The organism is Thermosporothrix hazakensis (genome assembly GCF_003253565.1).
In the GTDB taxonomy this organism is placed as follows: Bacteria; Chloroflexota; Ktedonobacteria; order Ktedonobacterales; family Ktedonobacteraceae; genus Thermosporothrix; species Thermosporothrix hazakensis.
This window is the reverse complement of record NZ_QKUF01000003.1, coordinates 278,660-296,464: the sequence shown is the minus strand read 5'-3', so window position 1 is coordinate 296,464 and position 17,805 is coordinate 278,660. Positions and strand designations below refer to the sequence as shown.

The following is a 17,805-nucleotide window of genomic DNA, read 5'->3' as shown; positions in this document are numbered from 1 at the left end:
TGCTGCTGTATTACCGCGAAGCACAGCTATTCTCTCTCCCTCTCTTGACCCCCATCGAGCTTGCATGCTATGCTGCATTCGATTGTACGTAATAGTAGAAAGTGCGCAGGCTCGGAGAAGCAACATGCGGAAATATCGTTCGTCTCGACGACATATAGAGCAGGAGCAAAAGCATCCTGAAGCTAGCACTGCTCCTTCCATTCGTCCAGTGAAGGAGAAAGTGAGACACTCACGACAGAAGCGAAAGCATAATCCCTTGAGGGCAGCTCTGGCTGTGACCGCGGGTCGTGCCTTTGGGGCAATCAGTCGACGCCTGCATCTGGGTGGGGGTACCAGCGTCCCCGGTGTGGTCGCACAACGTATGTATCCCGGGGTGGTCAGTTATCTGGCTGCGCAACTCGCATATGGCAGTCTGATGATCACCGGTACAAATGGGAAGACGACCACCAGCAATTTTGTTTCCTCTATCCTACGCGATGCGGGCCTGCGTGTCTGGAGAAACCGCGAGGGTTCAAATCTGATGCGCGGCATTGCCAGCTCTCTGGTCATCCGAGCACGCCCGACCGGCCGCTTACGCCGCTCAGGTCAGGCAATCTCCGTCTTTGAAGTTGATGAGGCCACCATTCCTCAAGCGCTCAATGAAATTTCGCCACGCATCATTGTGTTCAACAATCTCTTCCGGGATCAGCTCGACCGCTATGGTGAGGTTGATACAGTGCTCACCAACTGGCAGAAAGCGCTTGAACACCTCTCTCCCGAGACCATCCTTGTGCTCAATGCCGATGATCCCACTATTGCGCAGTTAGGCAACTCATTCAAGGGACAGATTGTTTATTTCGGTATCAATGATACGGCTCTCAATCTCCAATCTGAGCAGACAGGTGAACAGAATCATCAGGTAATCGATACGCGAACCTGCTCTCAATGCGGCCACGAGTATGAGTATGCAGTGCGCATTTACAGCCACCTCGGACACTATCGCTGTCCAAACTGCGGGCAGGAACGCGCGCAGCCACAGATCAGCGCAGTAGAGGTTCAAACAGAGGGCTTTGACCGCTATCGCATTCGTGTGCAGGCCCACGGTGAAGAACATACCCTGATCGTGCCGCTTCCCGGCCTCTATAACATTTATAATGCGCTGGCTGCTATCGCTGTCGCACGCACACTTGGTATTGACTGGGAGCCAATCGAAAATGGTATCGGGCAATCCAAGCCTGTCTTCGGGCGCGGCGAGCGTATTCAGGCTGATGGTAAAACCATTCGCCTCCTGCTTGCAAAAAACCCGACCGGCTTTAACGAGGTCCTTCGGACACTCTTCGCCGATCAAGAGAAACGCCATGTCCTCTTTGTGCTGAACGACAAAATCGCTGATGGGCAGGATGTCTCATGGATCTGGGATGTTGATTTTGAACGGGTGGTAGAGCATACCTCATCGCTGGTCCTGTCCGGCACCAGAGCACGCGATCTCGGGCTACGACTCAAGTACGCGGGCGTTCCAGAAGCCGAGATGGCGATTATCCCTTCGACGCCACTACGCCTGCAACGCGAAGAGAGAGGCAACAGCGCACGCCGCAAGAAGAAGACCGCCACGCCGATCACCATTGAGACCGCGACTCATCTCTATGGCCTGAAGCAGGCACTCGACCTGGCCCTTGAACAAACACCCACTGGTGAAACGCTGTTTATTGTTCCAACGTACACAGGTTTGCTAGAATTACATCATGAGTTAGAAGAGCGAGGCCTGACCTCTCGCTACTGGGAAGGAAGAGACGGATGACGCACGATTTCGTCAGACCTCTCACGTTAACATTGGGTCATCTCTACCCCGATCAGCTCAATCTCTATGGCGATCGCGGCAATATTATGACGCTTCAATATCGCTGCCAGATGCGCGGCATCCAGTTTCGTGCCGTTGGTCTGGGCATCGGTGACGCTCTCGCTCCTGATGAGTACGACATGCTCTTCATTGGTGGCGGGCAGGATAAGGAGCAGGCGCCGGTCGCTCAGGATCTCTATGAGCTTAAAGCCATTGGTCTATGGGCAGCCATTGAAGATGATATGCCCGTCCTGGCAGTCTGTGGGGGCTATCAGCTTCTTGCCCACTATTATCGTCCGGCGGAGGGTCCGGATATGCGAGGCCTGGGTGTCTTTGATGCCTGGACCATTCACAAGGGACCGCGTTCTCCACGCTGCATTGGCAATATCGCCCTGAGCTGGAATGGCTCAACGCTTGTAGGCTTTGAAAACCACGGCGGACGCACCTATCTGGGAACGGCCAAGCCTTTGGGAAAGGTACTCAAAGGCTCGGGCAACAATGCGGAAGATCGAACCGAGGGCGCGATCTATCGCAATGCCTATGGTACCTATCTGCACGGTTCCCTGCTTCCAAAGAACCCTCACTTTGCCGATCATCTCATCTATCTGGCGCTCAAACGCAAATATGGGGAAGAGTACCTTTTAGCTATGGCAGGGCAAACAGAGCCGTCTGAAACCGCGGATCACGCAGCTCAAGGGCTACATCAGAATGGAACAGTCGCTCTGGCAGCCGAAAAGAAAACAGAAAATTCGCTAAAACCATCTGACATTCTTACACCTCTAGATGATAAACTAGAGTGGGAGGCACATGCGTATATACTTGAGCGTCTCGGATTACATAGTGCAGCCCTAACAGCTCTGAGTGCGTATAAAAAATAGCAAATGGGTTTCCCTGTAAGGATGGCGCTATGAGCACTGATCGGACTCAAGCCCGCTGCTCGTTCTGTGGCCGCCACACATCAGAGGTTCGTCGTATGGTGGCAGGCCCAGGAGCAGCTTACATCTGTGATGAATGCATCCATCTCTGCACTGATATTCTGAATGATCCAACACCTTTTTCAACAAAGGCGCTGGAGCTGGCTTCACGTCCGCCAATTGTGGTAGCCGCTCCACGCCCAGCAGATGAGGCACAAGCAGCGCATCCAACAATTGAAACTCCTCAACGCACACTTCTTCTGGAACAGGAACAGAAGCAACAGGGGATGACGCTGATCCTCCATCGCTTGCAGTTGTATCAGACATACTTTGAGCTCCACTTTCTCTGGATCAGGCCGCCCTTTAGCGCTGGCTTTTCCTTTGTTCCGCGTATTATCTTCTTCCTGCGCGATAATACCGGAGCGCAATGGCATGGCGACCGCGGCGGTATGATCCTTGCTCGGCCCGATCTTGCCAGCAGCCCCAGCAACGCGGTGTATCAGGGAAGTGCCCGCTTTCGTCCGCTGCCGAGTCAGAATACCAGCACACTGACCATTCGTGCCGCTGAGCCACTGGGGCAGTTTGAGGACCCTCCTACCCGCCCGTGGCATTTTGAGATCACGCTGTAACCGTTAGATGAAAAACGGCACGAAAAAACTCCCCCGCGTGCTTGCGGGGGAGCTAAAAACGGATGATGTCCTCTTACACTTCTTCTAGCGCGGGGACAAGCAACCCGTATCCTCCATCATCGAGACGATACATGACATTCACGCTATCGGTTTCCTGGTTATAAAACGGGAAGTAGGTGGCCCCTGTCCGTTCCATCTCAGCAATTACTTCCTGATCGTTCATCGGCCTTGTCGGCAAGCGGCGAATCTCTTTGATTCGCGACCAGATCTGTTCATTCTCCTGCTCGCCGACGCTTGTTTCCTCCCTTTCATTGCCCGCTTCAATCGCTGAAAGCTGTCCACTTCGTGAGAGTGCCAGCCGTTTCATTGGCGCACCTTTATGGCGCTTCGCCGTCTGACGCCCCTTCTGCTTCCCCAATTGCGCCTCAATTTTATCCAGCACAAGATCAAGCGCAGCACTGGTATTGAGAGCGCTGACCTTGCTACGAATGGCGTGGGAGCTGCCCGGCAGGCTAATCTGTACGGTATAGCGGTCCTTGCTGCTGCGAGTCTGTTCCTCACCTACAATCACTTCTACCCGGGCGTTATCGCCCACCAAACGGGCAAGGCGTCGGACCTTGCGTTCCACCTGTTGTCGGAGTTGCGGAGTTACAGGTAACTGTCGGCCTTCGATATTAATTTCCATATGCACTTCTCTTTCCATTCTTTTCATTCCTCAGTAGCCCTTCGTCGAGCCACTGCAACTGGCCGAAAAGGAAGTATGTTCTTTTATTATACCCTCTCAGGCGCGTGGATGTCTAACACAAGGAGGAACCCTACCCGTCCATGTTCCCGCGTCGTTCCCCTTTCGTCCAGACAATGCCCCTCATTATTTCCGCCCTTGTCTGTAACAAGCAGTAACAATGTTTCACATAGTTTGTGCATTGCAAAACAAAGCCGACACACTTTTTTCCATCGAAACCGCTCTCTTTCTCTTTTTCCTCCTATCTTCTCCATCATTTCTCAGATCTGAAAAAAGTGTAACCAATAGCTTTTCTAAGCTCTTCCAGATCTCACTTATTTCTAGAAGCCATTCTTCCAAAACCGCTCTTCTGGGCAAATGAATATTGATTCATATTAACATAGCACAACTTCATACAATATTCATTCATTAATGTTATGATACTAACAGTATCTCTAACATGCACTATCTTCTCAAGTTAGTGGAAGGGTTCAGTGGTTTATGCGTGAAATTCCAAGTGATCAGCATATTACATACCAGCTCCAATACAGAAAATGTGGTAAGTCATCTTGTAGTACCTGTAAGAATGGTCAGGGGCATGGACCGTACTGGTACGCATACTGGCGCGAGGGCTCTCGCCTGCGCTCAGGGTATATAGGAAAAGTGCATCCCGGTTTCCAGCAGACAGGCCTACAACAAACAGTCAGCAGAAGCCGATCCACCAAACTGGACCGCTTAAAACTCTCTTCTTCCGTAACCGTGTGATCCTATATCCTTCTCTCCTGTGCCTCCACTGCACCTGAGTGTGATAGAATATCCCTGTTAGTTCAGAAAACAGCATTGGAGGACATAGGGATGAAATGTCCTTACTGTGGAGGCACAGAGTCACGCGTCAAAGACTCACGTGACATTGGGGATGCAATTCATCGCAGACGTGAATGTGAACAGTGTAAGGGACGCTTCAGCACCTATGAGCGTGTGGAGAAGGTCCCGCTGATGGTGATCAAGCGCGATCAACGTCGGGAAACGTTTGACCGCCAGAAACTCGCAGCTGGTGTTCGCAAAGCCTGTGAGAAACGCCCCCTCCCCGCGGGGGATATTGAAAAAGCGATCGAAGAGATCGAACAGAAACTTGACCGCCTGGGCAAACAGGAGATCCCAAGCAGCGTTATTGGAGAGCTGGTCATGGAGCGCTTACGAGGTCTGGACAAAATCGCCTATATTCGTTTCGCCAGTGTCTATCGCTCTTTCGCCGATGTAGAAACGATGTTTGAGGAGATTCAAAAACTGCTACACCGAGATAAAGCGGAAAGCGAGCTTCAGACCCAGAAAGAAGAATAGAGCACCCTCCGGGCCGGGGGTGCTCTACCCGGTTCGACGCTTCTTACTTGTATAGTCAACAAAGGAATACAAGAGAAACGCTCTCTTTATGTGCTATGCACTCCAGACACAACATCCATAAAGAGGAGCGTACCAGGCTTCTAGTCGTGGCTACGAGACTCGGCCTTCCGCAGACGGCGGCTCAATACCGCGAGCATCTTCAGGGCAATATCGGGATGCGAGCGCAGAAAGTTGCGGAACTCCCAGACAGGTAGCAGGAATGCGGTCACATCCTCTTCCGCAGTCACAGAAGCAGAGCGAGGCAAATCATCAAGTAGAGCCATCTCGCCAAGCACGTCGCCAGGACCAGCAGTACCTAACGTTTCTTCCGCCCGATCTGGGTGAATTGCCTGCTCAATGCGCACTTTCCCGCTTTTAATGATATATAACCCCGAGCCTGCGTCCCCCTGCTTAAACAGGACTGAGCCCGCAGGGTATGTACGCTCCTGGCCGCTCTTCGCCAGATCCTTTAACTCTTTGGGACTGAGAGTGGAGAAGAGTTCTACGCGTGCAAGAATATCTTCATTCATGCCTCATGCTCCTTCATAACAAAGCTAGTGGTAAAATAAGAGGGAACGGGCCTACGCACTGTTCCTGATTTTGCACCGTATTTTACCACAAGAAAGCTACGGAAGATACCTGATTAGCAGGAGCTTTTTTGACTTTCTCCTATCGACGCACTACAATGAATTCAGTACTTCCGTGCTACAAAACAAATACCGACGCTCACCGTCTAGAGGATAGATTCTATGGCTATAGAAGACCAGGAAAAGCTCAAGAAAGATCGGCAACAGGCCGATAAGCGTATGCAAGATGGCTTCACAGCCTATAATGAAGGAAAAATAGACAAAGCAATTGAGGCTTTTGGGGACGCGGAAATCCGTTACCGCCTTGTCGGTGACTTCAAACGGGCCGGTGACAGCCGCTCGATGATTGCTGAAGCGCAGCGTGAAAACCACGCCCTGGAACAGGCTATCAATAGCTATCAGCGCGCGATCAAACACTATAAGCAGGCCAACCGCCCGCTAAATGAGGCCGCCTGTACCCTCTCTATCGGACATATCGAACGTCAACTCGCCCACCTGGATAAAGCCCAGGATGCATACATGTCCGCGCAGCACATGTATCGCACCCATCACAATGCTCAAGGACTCGGCAATACCTATCTCGCACTGGGGCATATCGAGTTTCAGCGCGGCAATCGCACCTACGCTACCGAGCACTATCAGGACGCGATCCGCTATTTTCATGAAGCCAATGACACAACCCACGAAGCAGATGCCAATCGCAGTCTTGCAGATATCCAGCGGCTTGAAGGTAACTACGATGCAGCATTGCACACCTATCAACAGGCTCTGGAAATCTATCAGCAGACAAAAGATCTGTTCGGCACCATTGACGCACAGCTCGGGCTGGCCCGCATCCATCTGGAACGCGAAGAACTCGACCAGGCCGCCGATCTCTATGCTGAAGCACTGAAAAATGCCTCTTCTCTGGAATACGAGCTCGGCACAGCAGATGCCAATCTGGGCCTTGCGGAAATTATGCTGAATCAGAATAATATTGATCAGGCGTTGATTGGCGCTCAATCCGCCCTGCAAGTCTACTCCGATCAGCAGAACGGCCTGGGCGCAGCGGAGGCCAGTAGCCTGCTTGGAGCAATCAACCTGCGTCGCGGTCAGCTTGGCTATGCGAACTCGCTGGTTGAGCGAGCGCTGCGGACCTTTAAGGCTGTAGCTTACCGCTTCGGGCTCGCGGATGCAACCGTGACGCTTGGCGAGATTCAACTCCGGCGAGGCTTCGCTGACCGCGCGCTGCAAACTTTCACCGACGGCGCAAATCAGGCGCACCAGCTCGGCAACACTCGCGCCGAGGTTCGAGCCTTGATCGGCGTCGCCTCAGTCTATCAGCATACAGGAAGAACGCCATCAGCCCGCAATGCCTATGCCGACGCTACCGAGCGCTGCGATACCATTTCCACTTCGGCAAATGCACACCTGAGGTCTCTGATCGAGATCGGTATGGCCCGACTTTCGATTTTTAGCGGTGATCTGCGCAGTGCCGAGAACCATTTACGCGGTGCCTTAGAGGCAGTGGGAGACAATGCACTCTCTGCTCATCTCAAACCTGCTATCGAGGTGCTGTATGGGCAGCTCTATCATACAGTTGGTGACTTTGCTCAGGCCTATCAGCATTTTACCACCGGCAAACAGCTTGCCGAACAATACCATGAGCCTCTTCAGGCTGCCCAGGCTGTGCTTGGCATCGGGCAAACATTGCTTGCACAGGATGAGCTGGACAAAGCCCTTGAAACACTGATGGATGCTGGTCGGCGCTTCCAACTGCTGGAAAGTGTTGACGGTGATGGCTATACTATGTTGGGTATTGCTCAGGTGAACATCGGCCAGAAGAACTGGGATGACGGCCTTGAGAATAGCGAAGCCGCGATCACGCGCTTTAAGCAAACAGCCGAGGCTCTCGGACTCGCGGACGCCTATCTGACTCGTGGCCTGGTGCGACGCGGTCAGAACGAGCTGGACGCCGCCTTGCAAGATTTCGAGCAGGCGCTTCATCTCTATCATCAGGCCCGACGCCCGCTCGGTGTGGTAGACACGCGCACCGCTCGCGCAGGTATCTACTTCTTGCGTGGTGATCTGGACAGAGCGCGCGACGAGCAGACGAAATCTATCACACAGGTAGAGAACGTCATGAACACCATCAGCAATCCTCAGCACTGGACACTGTTCCTTCGCCAGTATGCTGATCTCTATGCCCAGACCGCCATTACAGATATTCGACGCGGACAGGATGAACAGGCCAAAACCCTGCTTCAAAACTTCGCGCGCATCGCTGGCCCTCAGGAAATCATCCAGCGGATCCAACTCTACGAAGATGATATCCCGACCAGCGGCGAAGAGTTCACCGAAGAAGAGCTACAAGCGAATCAGGAACTCCTCAGGCGTATCGAAGCAATGAAGGCCGCGCTTCAGGGTTAGGAGAGTGCAGGGGATTGTAAACACCGGGTTGATCTGAGAGAATGTAGAGGCGCATTCTTGAGAAACTATTCCAGGATACACCTGTTCAAGGGAATGCAACAGGAGGTTTCAGCAGCGACACCACGCGCTTTCATGGAACGTGCAGTTCGGGGTCGCTCACACCCCTGTAGAGAGAGGAATGAGCCAGTACACCTCTCGCTCTCCTCTTGAGGATGAGTCTTGCAGTGGCCTCCGAGGCTGCTGAGGGCTAAAAAAAGAAAGACCGAACCAGGAAATAAAGACACAAACCAGGATTGGGATATACCAGGCACGCATCTTGTTCAAGATTGGCGTTGGCCTTGCAGCGGAGGAAATACAGCATTATGGCTATCCAGTTTTTGCGCGGAAATCCGCAAACACCAAAGGGGCATGCGATCCTTGTTGCTCGCAGCATGGGATTTGCCGGTGCAACCTATTGCACCTATTGTGTCGTACCGCCTATCCCTATGTCATCGATTGCGAAGTTCATTCCGCCTTTTCTGGCTGCACAGCTTCCAGCAGAGCAGCTTCAGGACACCGAGGTTTCGGCGGAAGGAATGCCCATTCCTCCTATTCTGGAGGAAGTCGATAATTTCGAGTATATTAAGGCGCTGGCAGAACATCGCGACGATGACCTGTGTGATATTGGCTCTATCAGTTCCAGGGATGACATGACCCGAATGCAGATGGCAATAGCGGGTAGCCAGGAATATACCAGCCTGTATATGGACTTTATTGCCCGAGTACAGCCTGAAAAAGCCGAGCCTGTCTCTGAACCGCTGACCCTCAATGAGATCGACCCGGAAGAGCTGTTCTTCCAGACTATGCCTGATCGTCAGAAGCTTGCCGAGCTTGGTAAACTCATAGGGACTGCCAGATATGCGATCGAGGGACACGATAGCGCCTTGCTTCAGGATACCAGGCGCAAAATGCAGCGCATAGTACACCTGCTTGCAGACAAATATCGCGGTTCAGATCTGGTTGCAGCCGCAATTGATCCCGACGAACGCGGGGCAAAACTGGCCGAACTCTATCTCAAACGAGCCTATAAGCTACTCGATGAGGAATATGCAGATATACCCGCTATCGAACGCTCTATTCGTGAGCTAAAAGAACAAGCCTGATCCTCAATTATCACGTATTTCTTAGGAGCTTATTTTATGGCACAAGTAGAAATGAGAGTGGACCTCTCACGACTTGTCAATGCACTTATTGCGAACAATCCTGATGAGATTATTGCTGCTTCACGGGAGCAGCTCCAAAATACGGATAACCCGGATACTCTACTCGGTCGTATTGGCATGATTGCCGTCCGGGGCGACCACGAAGGCCATCCATCGATTACCCTGGCCGCTGCCGCAATGCTGAGCCGTTGGGCCCGCTTTATGCCCGCACCGGTGGATTCAAATGTTCCGGCACGCGAACGGGTACTGCCTCTCTTCGTTCAGGCAGTCCGTCAAGCGGCAGCGGCTGTCCGTGCGGGTAACGATGTCCAGCCGCAGTATCCCGAGCCGTTCTTCCCGAGTGAGCTGCCCGAGGGTGAAACGGTCAATACAATGATGCACAAAGCCGTCCACAGTGACGATACTCAGCTTGCCGAGCGCTTGCTTTTCGGCCTCTATGGCTCCGGTGCTGACTATCGCACGATGGAGGTACGTGCCTATGAGGGTATCGCCGACACCTTCCAGAACAACGGCCATCAACAGCAGTTTGCTCTACGTGGCTTCCAGCTTCTCGATGCAGTTGAGTGGGGAGACCGTGCGCCAAACGTACTCCACTGGCTTGCTCCGCATTTGCCACTCAAGCCCCAGAACGACGAGCCAGAGTGGGCAAAGCAGGTTCGTGATTTCGCCAATAAACCAGAAAATAGCCTGGCAGCCGTCCGCACTCGGCTCGCACCCCCCAAAGAGGAGAGCGCCCTTGCCCTTCGCCAGACGCTCCGCAGCGACGTCGATACTATTCAAGTGTGCCGCGCCGTCAATGAGGCGATCATAAAGGGTGGCGCCAGTCCCCGTGCAACCGCTTCGGTGATCGCACTGGCCGCCGCGGATCTGCTGAACACAATTGGCGACGAGGACCGCGCTCTCTTCATCCGAGCCGCGCACGGTCTGCTCCTTGCCGCTGCCGTCCGCCAGATCTTTACCCGCGTCCAGGACGTTGAGGCGATGAAGCTGGTCTATCTCTCCGCGGCCTACATCAATGCACTGCACAAAGAGCTGGCACCGCAGGCACAACCCGCAGCACCCAAAGAGGCAGCCGCGAAAATCGTCGGTGGCGGCTTCATCGCGGGCTCACAGCTTGAAACTCTGCAAAAGCAGCTCGTCGAGGGAGATTACAGCGGAGCGCTGACTACCGCCCGCCGCTATCTTAAGATCGGGCATGATCCTCGCGCTCTCTTCGCCGCAGTTGGTATCGCCGCAGGCTACACCGATGCAAATGCCGATCAGGGCCATACTCTGCAAATCGTTCAGGCCGCCGCAGAAGAGTTCGTTGGCTGGCCGCGACAGCTTCAGGAAACTGACCGCGACAGCTTCATTCAGGCTGCGCTACGTGCCGCCGCATTTGGTCCTCGCGATTCCAGCCTCGCGGGCCTGTAAAGGCACATCTGCACACCTGTGATACCCGTCTGGCAAAGACAAGATGGAGAGGCACAAAATGCTAGTTGTGTCTCTCCTTTTGTTTTATAATGGTTGACCGGGAGGGCGTTTTCTCGCTCTCCTGAAGAGACCCTCTGGCTGTAAAGGAGATTGCCCTGATGCATGGAAAGAGGAAAACCTATCATACAGGCCCTCTTGTAGCGCTTTTTTGCCTGATCGGTCCTTTGCTTATGCTAAGCGCGTGCAGTCCCTGGGAGAGACTGGTCAAAGCGCCCGCCGATAAGCAGGTGCTGACACTTCCACAAACCGGGATTACAGATTTTGATACCCTTGATCCCGCACTGGCCCATGATGATGCCTCTATACGGGCCGTACAAATGCTCTACACCGGTTTAGTTCAATATAATGATAAAATGGAAATCGTGCCGCAACTCGCGCAATCCTGGAAGCAGGAAAGCGATGGCGTCACCTGGACCTTTCAATTGAAAAAAAATCTCACTTTTAGCAATGGGAAGCCTCTAACCTCCAAAGATGTCGCCTATAGTCTTGAACGCGCTTTAAAACCTGAAACCCAATCAACTGTTGCGCCACTCTACCTTGATCTTTTAAAAGACTCAGACAAACTTCTTGCCGGAACGATTGATACGCTTCTCGATGATAGTATTAAGACACCTGACGATGGAACCATTGTACTCATCGCAAAAGAGCCCGCAGCTTATTTCCTGGATCGCCTGACACTCCCCAGCGCCTCCGTTGTCAACAAAGAGTTGATTGACAAGTATGGCGCAAAATTTGTCGACCATCTGGCAGAGGGAGCGGGCGCAGGACCCTTCGTCGTCTCAAAATATGTTCGCGGTCAATCTATCACCTTTGTGCCTAACCAGCACTATTACAATACAAAACCACAACTGCAAAAAGTCGTCTTTTCCATCTATCACAGTCCAGAAGAAGCCTATAACGCGTACCTCAAAAAGTCCGTTGATATAGCACCTCTTCCCTTTTCGCGCTACACACAGGATAAGGGACGGGAAGACTTCCATCAGGTCAAGCAACTGTGGACGAACTATTATACGATGAACTATCTGGCCAAGCCCTTTCAAAACATCAGGATTCGGCAGGCCTTCGCTCTGGCGCTTGATAAAAAGGCCATTGCCGATCAGATCTGGCAGGGCAGCGTGATCCCAACAAACCATATTATCCCTGAAGGGATGCCCGGCTATAATCCAGACCTGCTTGGCCCGGATGGCACCCAGAATCTCAGCGGCAACGCCCAAAAAGCCAAAGAGCTCTTGCAGCAGGGCTTGAAGGAAGAACAGCTTTCCAGGCTGGAGCCGGTAACCCTCTCATATGCCACCGGGAACAAGCAGCTAGAGCAGGAAGCGCAGGAGATAGTCAAGCAATGGCAAAGCGTGCTTAATGTTACCGTGAAGGCTGAGGGACTCGACTATAACACGCTGCTGGATAGAATTACAGCCACGACTCACAATAGCCAGGGACTCCAGATCTGGGGCCTTTCATGGGTGGGAGAATATGCCTCCCCACAGAACTGGCTTACCTACCAGTTCGGAACAAAAGCGTTCAACAATAACATGAATTACGGCGTTACTCCGCAACAGAAAGAGCTACAACAGAAGCTGGCTCAGGCGGACAAAGAGAGCAACCCGGAGTCCCGCATGCAGACATATAAGCAGGCCGAACAACAACTGGTAAACGACGTTGCCTGGATTCCAATGGAACAATTCACCTCAACGTTCCTGCGCACACCTTATATCGTTGGCATGCCCGATACGCCCTCCGGGATCATTCCCCCTGATAGCTGGTCCAACATCTATCGCGTCGAGCCCGCCTAGACAGCACAGGGAGAGAGGCCTTTCAGTCCTTTCTCCCTTTTTCTTCTTTATCCTGATACTATTGCTTCTTTTACTTATATATCAATACGTTTATACTTTAGATTAACCTTCTATTTTTGCTATGTACCTGAATACTGAGAGATTCTATAAAGAGGAAACGTATATATATAAACATATTGAACATCTCTCTCACATCCCCGGACTCATGGAAGAGCATTGAGAGCGAGCTATCAGCTAGATCTGCTTCGGACGGAAGCGAAACAGAAAAGGGAGAGTATCGCATGCGAGAGAAGCACTATTCGGTTCGTTATACGCTACCCCTGCTATTGAGCGTTTGTGTGCTCTTGCTGGCTGCCTGCGGAGGCACAAATACCAACCAATCCACCGGCAATGAAAAAGCCCCTGATGACAAACAGATCTTCGTCTACCCCATCAATAATAAGGACATCTCGACGTTCGATCCTGCTGTTGCAGAAGATGCAGCAGCAACTTCTGCCGTAGCTATGGTTTTTACTGGACTGGTGCAGATTGATGAAGAGCAGAAGCTGAGCAAACAGCTTGCAGAGTCGTACAACGTCGCTTCCGACGGGGTCACCTGGACATTCAAGCTGAAACCCAACCTGAAGTTCAACAACGGCGATCCACTCACAGCAGAGGATGTCGCCTACAGTATTGATCGAGCGCTGGCCCCCGCCACAAAATCCGTTACCGCTCCTATTTATTTGGATCTGATTAAAGGAGCGAAGGAGCGCAACAGCGGGAAGCGCAACACCCTGCTCAACTACAGCCTTATCCCGGAGAAACCAGATACCCTGAAGATTGTCCTCGGGAAAAAGGCAGCCTACTTCCTCTATACGCTTTCCTACGTCTCTTCCTTTGTCGTCAACAAGAAGGTGATCGAAAAATATGGAGATCACTGGATGGACCATCTGGACGAGGGAGCCGGGGCAGGCCCATTCATCGTGACCAAATATATCAAGGGCCAATACATTGAGTTCGTGCCTAACCCCCACTTCTACGGTGAAAAGCCCAAAGTGAAAAAGGTGATCTTCCCTTTCTATCAGAACATCGACACCATTTATAGAGCATATGAGACCAATCAGGTCAGTTGGGCGCGGGTGCCATCGATCAAAGTCAGTCAGGCAAAACAGCTTCCAGATGGCCAGTTCCGGGCGGTGCCTCAGTCGACCGTCTGGTACTACACCATGAACTATCTGAGCAAGCCATTTGACAACCTCAAAATCAGGCAAGCTTTCGCTCTGGCGCTCGACAAAAAGAAATACGCCTCGGCAATCTGGAAAGATACCGTGCTCCCGGCTAACTATATTGTGCCAACCAAGATCCCCGGACACAATCCAGACCTGACCGGCCCGACCGGCGTGCAGAGCACGAGCGGAGATCCGGCAAAAGCCAAAACGCTGCTTGAGGAAGGCATGAAGGAGAGTGGCTATACTCGCGCCACCTTCCCTCAAATCACGCTGACCTACGCCTCCAATGTGCCTAAAGATGCACATGATATGATCATTGCCTCTCAGGAAGCCTGGAAAAGCGTGCTTGGTATTGATGTCAAACTGGAAACCGTTGAGCGTGTTAAGCTAGGCGATCTGGTAGACCAGACTTACAAGAACCCCAAAGGGCTACAGATGTGGTTCTACGGCTGGGGCTCTGATTATCCAGATCCGCAGAACTGGATCTCGTTGCTCTTCCATAAGGACTCAACCTACAACTCCTATAACTACGCCCAGAATGACAAGATGCCAAACTATCAAGACCAGCTTGAGACCGTCAAGCTCATGGAGAAAGCCGACGAAGACACCAATCAGCAGGAGCGCCTGAAACTCTATCAGCAAGCAGAACAACGTCTGGTCAATGACGTTGCCTGGATTCCCATGTATCAGACAACAGATCCGACCGTCGTCAAACCCTGCGTAAAAGGCTACTCCCCGACGGCTCAGGGCCTACCAGCCCCGGATCACTGGAGCAGAATCTACATCTCCAACGAATCGCCCTGTGTCGATGCAGCAAAATATCGCTAGACAAACATATCCTTCTCCACGGATCTGGGTTAGCCTTTTTGGGCTAACTCAGATCTTTTTTGCTCCTCTTCCCTCCATTTTGGGAGAAAAAAGCCGATCAATAAAAAGCGAGGGAGCGTCTTCGTCAAAACAAGTGAGATACAGGTTGTAGTAAAAATGCTACCCTATTGTAGCATGAAAGAGAGCAACCAACCTCATAGTATTCACACATAGAGATTCACTATTTGTCACTTTTATTATAATAAATGTACTTATAAATAAAGGAGTGACTCCAGAAGAAGACCTGTGAGAGATTCACCAGACAGACCGACGTATAAATATATACCGACCAGGGAAACAGGAAAAAGCAATAGCCCATTTGCATTTCAGCTCATGTGCTACCGGCATAGAGAAAGAGAAAAGGAGAAACAAAGGTTAGATTCGCGAAAGGAGGTACCAGAAACAGGAGGCGAGGCACCCGAAAGAGCCTGATAGAATGGCGAAAAAGAGGGAAAGACAAGAAAACAAGAAGCCAGAAAGAAACAATACGTTACCTTGACAGTTGCGCTTGCCTCACTTACAATAAACGGAAACTATCTTGAATGGATAGCAAGCGTTAATCGGTGATTGTCTATGGATGGGTGCCGTTATCCAGCGAGCTCACGATGAGCTACGAACAATCGAGCGAATTTCTATCTGACCCCTTGGGTCTTTTTCGTATTAAAAACCTTCAGAGGGAGTTTAAGGGGTACATTGCATGATCGGGTTCCTCGTCAAACACCTGATTCGCTTCAACGAGACACTTCTGGCGGTTACACATCTCAACGTTCGCGTAGGGGATCGTGCCACCAAAGATGACATCAGGGTTGTGCTCGGGGCTGTGCTCGGACGTAGGTTTGAAATCACGCAAAACCAAAGCCAACACCAGGGACAACGCCTCTCCTATCAACTTCAGCATACCAGCAGGTATTCACACCTCGGGCATGCGCATTTCTGGAACAGGGAACATGCTGACGCCATCCAGAAGCCGCAGTTGAATGGAGTGGAGAACCCACATCTGTCCGCAAGGGGCAGATGGAGAGGAATAACGATCATGAACGAGGTATCTCCAGGTATTTTGCTTGCCCTCAAGGCCATATACTGGATCGACAAAACGCGCCCGGGAACTCGATTGCAGGACAACACCTGTTCTGCAAGTGTCGCCGTCGTTCTGGCCGGGTACGTTCACATCAGGCTTACAACAGGAGCCACAGGCACCCCCCATCCGGTTGCTCCCAGGGAAACACCCTGGCGGTTTACAAGGGAAGATATCCGGCTTACTCCGATCCCTATCGCGTTCGCAGCGAGCTCCTTCGCTATTGGTATACCGCAGCGCACCATCCAGCCAGTCAGCGACAAGCTGGACCGGACGCAACCGACCGATAGTGATCTACATATCACAGGTTTGCGTAAGCTTTATCGACCCGACAAGCACACACAACGCAAAGCCTTCATATTCAGACAGACCTGCTCTGGTCTGGCCCTTGGTATACTTATGATGATCTGCACGGCATTATTCCGGCAGCATCGCACCCTACCAGGGATCGGCAGCGTTGGTATCCAGACATCTCGCAATCCCGGCATCATTGCAGTGCCTTGCGCTATCGACCGTACATCGACTGGCCGCGATTGTCCAGCATGTACACCGAGCTATGTGTTCTCGGATATCTTCGACACTTCCTTTGTCGATCCACGAATTAACGCCGAGTAGGAGACAGACGAATGGATACAAAAGACAAAAACAGCGAGCACGCCTCCCCGGGCCTTGCCGCATCTGATTCGGCTACCATGCCAGTGGAGGGCGCGGGGGTTGCACAGCCCGCAGAGGGTAGCGCTATACCCGCAGATGGCAAGCAGCCAAAGAAATCGGGAACCCCATTTCAGGAATCATTGCGCCGCCTGCGTCGAGATGTCCGCGCAATGGTCAGTATTGGCTTCCTGCTCTTCTTCATTATCTTGCCAATAGTTGGACCACCGATTTACCGCAACATCGGCCCTGAAATGGTGACCAGCATGGGAGACCATGTCACCTCACAGGTATACCGTGATCCATTTCACCAGGAGCTCGATAACCAGGACCAGGGACCATCCGCATACTACTGGCTTGGTACAGATAGTATTGGTCGCGACCTGTTCTCGCGCCTGATGCAGGGTATGCTTATCTCGCTCGTTGTGGCAATCGTCGTAGAAATTGTCACCGTTTTCCTGGGTATTTTCTTCGGTGTTATGGCGGGATACTTTGGAGGCTGGATAGACCAGATATTAGCCAGGTTTACCGACATTATGTTCGCATTCCCTGGCCTGTTGTTCGCCATCCTGCTGACCGGTATCTTTGGTTCGTCCGCTGACACAACCTTCAGCAGTATACCGCTCATCGGTCAAAATGGTAACGCACGTCTGGTCCTTGTCTCTATCGCGCTTGCACTTGTCCAGTGGCCGTTCATTGCCCGTCTGGTTCGAGGTCAGGCCCTCCAGCTCCGTGAACAGCAGTTTGTTGAAGCGGCCCGCTCCACCGGTACAACCAACTTCCAGATCATCAAACGCCACATCATTCCCAACCTGATCGCAATCATTATCGTGCAGGTCTCGCTTGACCTCGGCGGTATCATCATTGGTGAAGCAGGCCTGAGCTTCCTGGGTCTTGGTGTGCAGCCTCCTGGTTCCAGCATCGGTCTGATGATCTCTGACGCACAGAATCTGGTCGATACCCATCCCTGGGAGGTTCTACTTCCCTCCATTGTCCTTACTATTATCGTGCTGGCGTTCTCCTTCCTGGGAGACGGCTTACGCGACGCATTTGACCCACGCTCAAAAGACTAGTTAGCGGAGA

General features: G+C 52.1%; 14 protein-coding genes. 12 read left to right on the top strand and 2 right to left on the bottom strand.

Annotated elements, in window-relative coordinates:
• The first annotated feature begins 274 nt into the window (after positions 1-274).
• Genes EI42_RS08000 through EI42_RS07990 form a run of 3 tightly spaced genes read left to right on the top strand, consistent with a single transcriptional unit; the run spans position 275 to position 3,359 of the window.
• Positions 275-1,777, top strand: coding sequence for a Mur ligase family protein (locus EI42_RS08000; protein ID WP_211326073.1), 1,503 nt, complete (start codon positions 275-277; stop codon positions 1,775-1,777).
• Positions 1,774-2,694 (top strand): type 1 glutamine amidotransferase, encoded by a 921-nt coding sequence (locus EI42_RS07995; protein WP_111320654.1) that lies wholly within the window; start codon positions 1,774-1,776, stop codon positions 2,692-2,694. Before EI42_RS08000 ends, EI42_RS07995 begins: the two co-directional genes overlap by 4 nt.
• 29 nt (positions 2,695-2,723) lie before the next feature.
• Positions 2,724-3,359, top strand: coding sequence for a ClpX C4-type zinc finger protein (locus tag EI42_RS07990; RefSeq protein WP_111320652.1), 636 nt, complete (start codon positions 2,724-2,726; stop codon positions 3,357-3,359).
• A 73-nt stretch (positions 3,360-3,432) separates the two neighbouring features.
• On the opposite strand, the gene hpf is transcribed toward EI42_RS07990, so the two are convergent.
• Positions 3,433-4,044 carry a ribosome hibernation-promoting factor, HPF/YfiA family gene (hpf, locus tag EI42_RS07985; RefSeq protein WP_170142448.1) on the bottom strand — a complete coding sequence of 204 codons (612 nt, stop codon included), beginning with the start codon at positions 4,042-4,044 and terminating at the stop codon, positions 3,433-3,435.
• Positions 4,045-4,581: 537 nt separating this feature from the next.
• Here hpf and EI42_RS34825 point away from each other — a divergent pair.
• A complete protein-coding gene (locus tag EI42_RS34825) occupies positions 4,582-4,845 on the top strand; it encodes a DUF6788 family protein (protein ID WP_371859985.1) in 264 nt (87 codons plus the stop codon).
• 90 nt (positions 4,846-4,935) lie between these two features.
• Positions 4,936-5,421 (top strand): transcriptional regulator NrdR, encoded by a 486-nt coding sequence (gene nrdR / locus EI42_RS07980; protein WP_111320648.1) that lies wholly within the window; start codon positions 4,936-4,938, stop codon positions 5,419-5,421.
• 140 nt (positions 5,422-5,561) lie between these two features.
• Here the strand turns inward: nrdR and EI42_RS07975 are convergent, their stop codons facing one another.
• Complete coding sequence (locus EI42_RS07975) at positions 5,562-5,990, bottom strand: Crp/Fnr family transcriptional regulator (protein ID WP_111320646.1); 429 nt, start codon at positions 5,988-5,990, stop codon at positions 5,562-5,564.
• Positions 5,991-6,209: 219 nt separating this feature from the next.
• Between EI42_RS07975 and EI42_RS07970 the strand changes: the two genes are divergently transcribed.
• The 7 genes from EI42_RS07970 (at position 6,210) to EI42_RS07940 (ending at position 17,795) form a co-directional block, all read left to right on the top strand.
• Entirely contained in the window at positions 6,210-8,456 is a 2,247-nt protein-coding gene (locus EI42_RS07970) for a tetratricopeptide repeat protein (protein ID WP_111320644.1), read from the top strand.
• Positions 8,457-8,818: 362 nt separating this feature from the next.
• Complete coding sequence (locus EI42_RS07965; RefSeq protein WP_111320642.1) at positions 8,819-9,598, top strand: hypothetical protein; 780 nt, start codon at positions 8,819-8,821, stop codon at positions 9,596-9,598.
• A 36-nt stretch (positions 9,599-9,634) separates the two neighbouring features.
• Positions 9,635-11,071, top strand: coding sequence for a hypothetical protein (locus tag EI42_RS07960; RefSeq protein ID WP_111320640.1), 1,437 nt, complete (start codon positions 9,635-9,637; stop codon positions 11,069-11,071).
• Positions 11,072-11,229: 158 nt separating this feature from the next.
• A complete protein-coding gene (locus tag EI42_RS07955; protein WP_111320638.1) occupies positions 11,230-12,921 on the top strand; it encodes a peptide ABC transporter substrate-binding protein in 1,692 nt (563 codons plus the stop codon).
• Between the two features lie 281 nt (positions 12,922-13,202).
• On the top strand, positions 13,203-14,957 hold the full coding sequence (locus EI42_RS07950) for a peptide ABC transporter substrate-binding protein (RefSeq protein ID WP_111320636.1): 1,755 nt from the start codon (positions 13,203-13,205) through the stop codon (positions 14,955-14,957).
• Positions 14,958-15,693: 736 nt separating this feature from the next.
• On the top strand, positions 15,694-16,686 hold the full coding sequence (locus EI42_RS07945) for a hypothetical protein (protein WP_111320634.1): 993 nt from the start codon (positions 15,694-15,696) through the stop codon (positions 16,684-16,686).
• A gap of 11 nt (positions 16,687-16,697) precedes the next feature.
• The gene (locus EI42_RS07940; RefSeq protein ID WP_111320632.1) at positions 16,698-17,795 is read left to right on the top strand and encodes an ABC transporter permease; all 1,098 of its coding nucleotides are present in this window, start codon (positions 16,698-16,700) and stop codon (positions 17,793-17,795) included.
• The last annotated feature ends 10 nt before the right edge of the window (positions 17,796-17,805 follow it).

What these genes read in the sequence shown, in the direction of transcription:
- hpf (WP_170142448.1), bottom strand. Translation starts at nt 4,044, where the DNA reads ATGGAAATTAATATCGAAGGCCGACAGTTACCTGTAACTCCGCAACTC.
- EI42_RS07965 (WP_111320642.1), top strand. Translation starts at nt 8,819, where the DNA reads ATGGCTATCCAGTTTTTGCGCGGAAATCCGCAAACACCAAAGGGGCAT.
- EI42_RS07990 (WP_111320652.1), top strand. Translation starts at nt 2,724, where the DNA reads ATGAGCACTGATCGGACTCAAGCCCGCTGCTCGTTCTGTGGCCGCCAC.
- EI42_RS07995 (WP_111320654.1), top strand. Translation starts at nt 1,774, where the DNA reads ATGACGCACGATTTCGTCAGACCTCTCACGTTAACATTGGGTCATCTC.
- EI42_RS07945 (WP_111320634.1), top strand. Translation starts at nt 15,694, where the DNA reads ATGATCGGGTTCCTCGTCAAACACCTGATTCGCTTCAACGAGACACTT.
- nrdR (WP_111320648.1), top strand. Translation starts at nt 4,936, where the DNA reads ATGAAATGTCCTTACTGTGGAGGCACAGAGTCACGCGTCAAAGACTCA.
- EI42_RS07970 (WP_111320644.1), top strand. Translation starts at nt 6,210, where the DNA reads ATGGCTATAGAAGACCAGGAAAAGCTCAAGAAAGATCGGCAACAGGCC.
- EI42_RS07960 (WP_111320640.1), top strand. Translation starts at nt 9,635, where the DNA reads ATGGCACAAGTAGAAATGAGAGTGGACCTCTCACGACTTGTCAATGCA.
- EI42_RS07975 (WP_111320646.1), bottom strand. Translation starts at nt 5,990, where the DNA reads ATGAATGAAGATATTCTTGCACGCGTAGAACTCTTCTCCACTCTCAGT.
- EI42_RS34825 (WP_371859985.1), top strand. Translation starts at nt 4,582, where the DNA reads ATGCGTGAAATTCCAAGTGATCAGCATATTACATACCAGCTCCAATAC.
- EI42_RS07940 (WP_111320632.1), top strand. Translation starts at nt 16,698, where the DNA reads ATGGATACAAAAGACAAAAACAGCGAGCACGCCTCCCCGGGCCTTGCC.
- EI42_RS07955 (WP_111320638.1), top strand. Translation starts at nt 11,230, where the DNA reads ATGCATGGAAAGAGGAAAACCTATCATACAGGCCCTCTTGTAGCGCTT.
- EI42_RS07950 (WP_111320636.1), top strand. Translation starts at nt 13,203, where the DNA reads ATGCGAGAGAAGCACTATTCGGTTCGTTATACGCTACCCCTGCTATTG.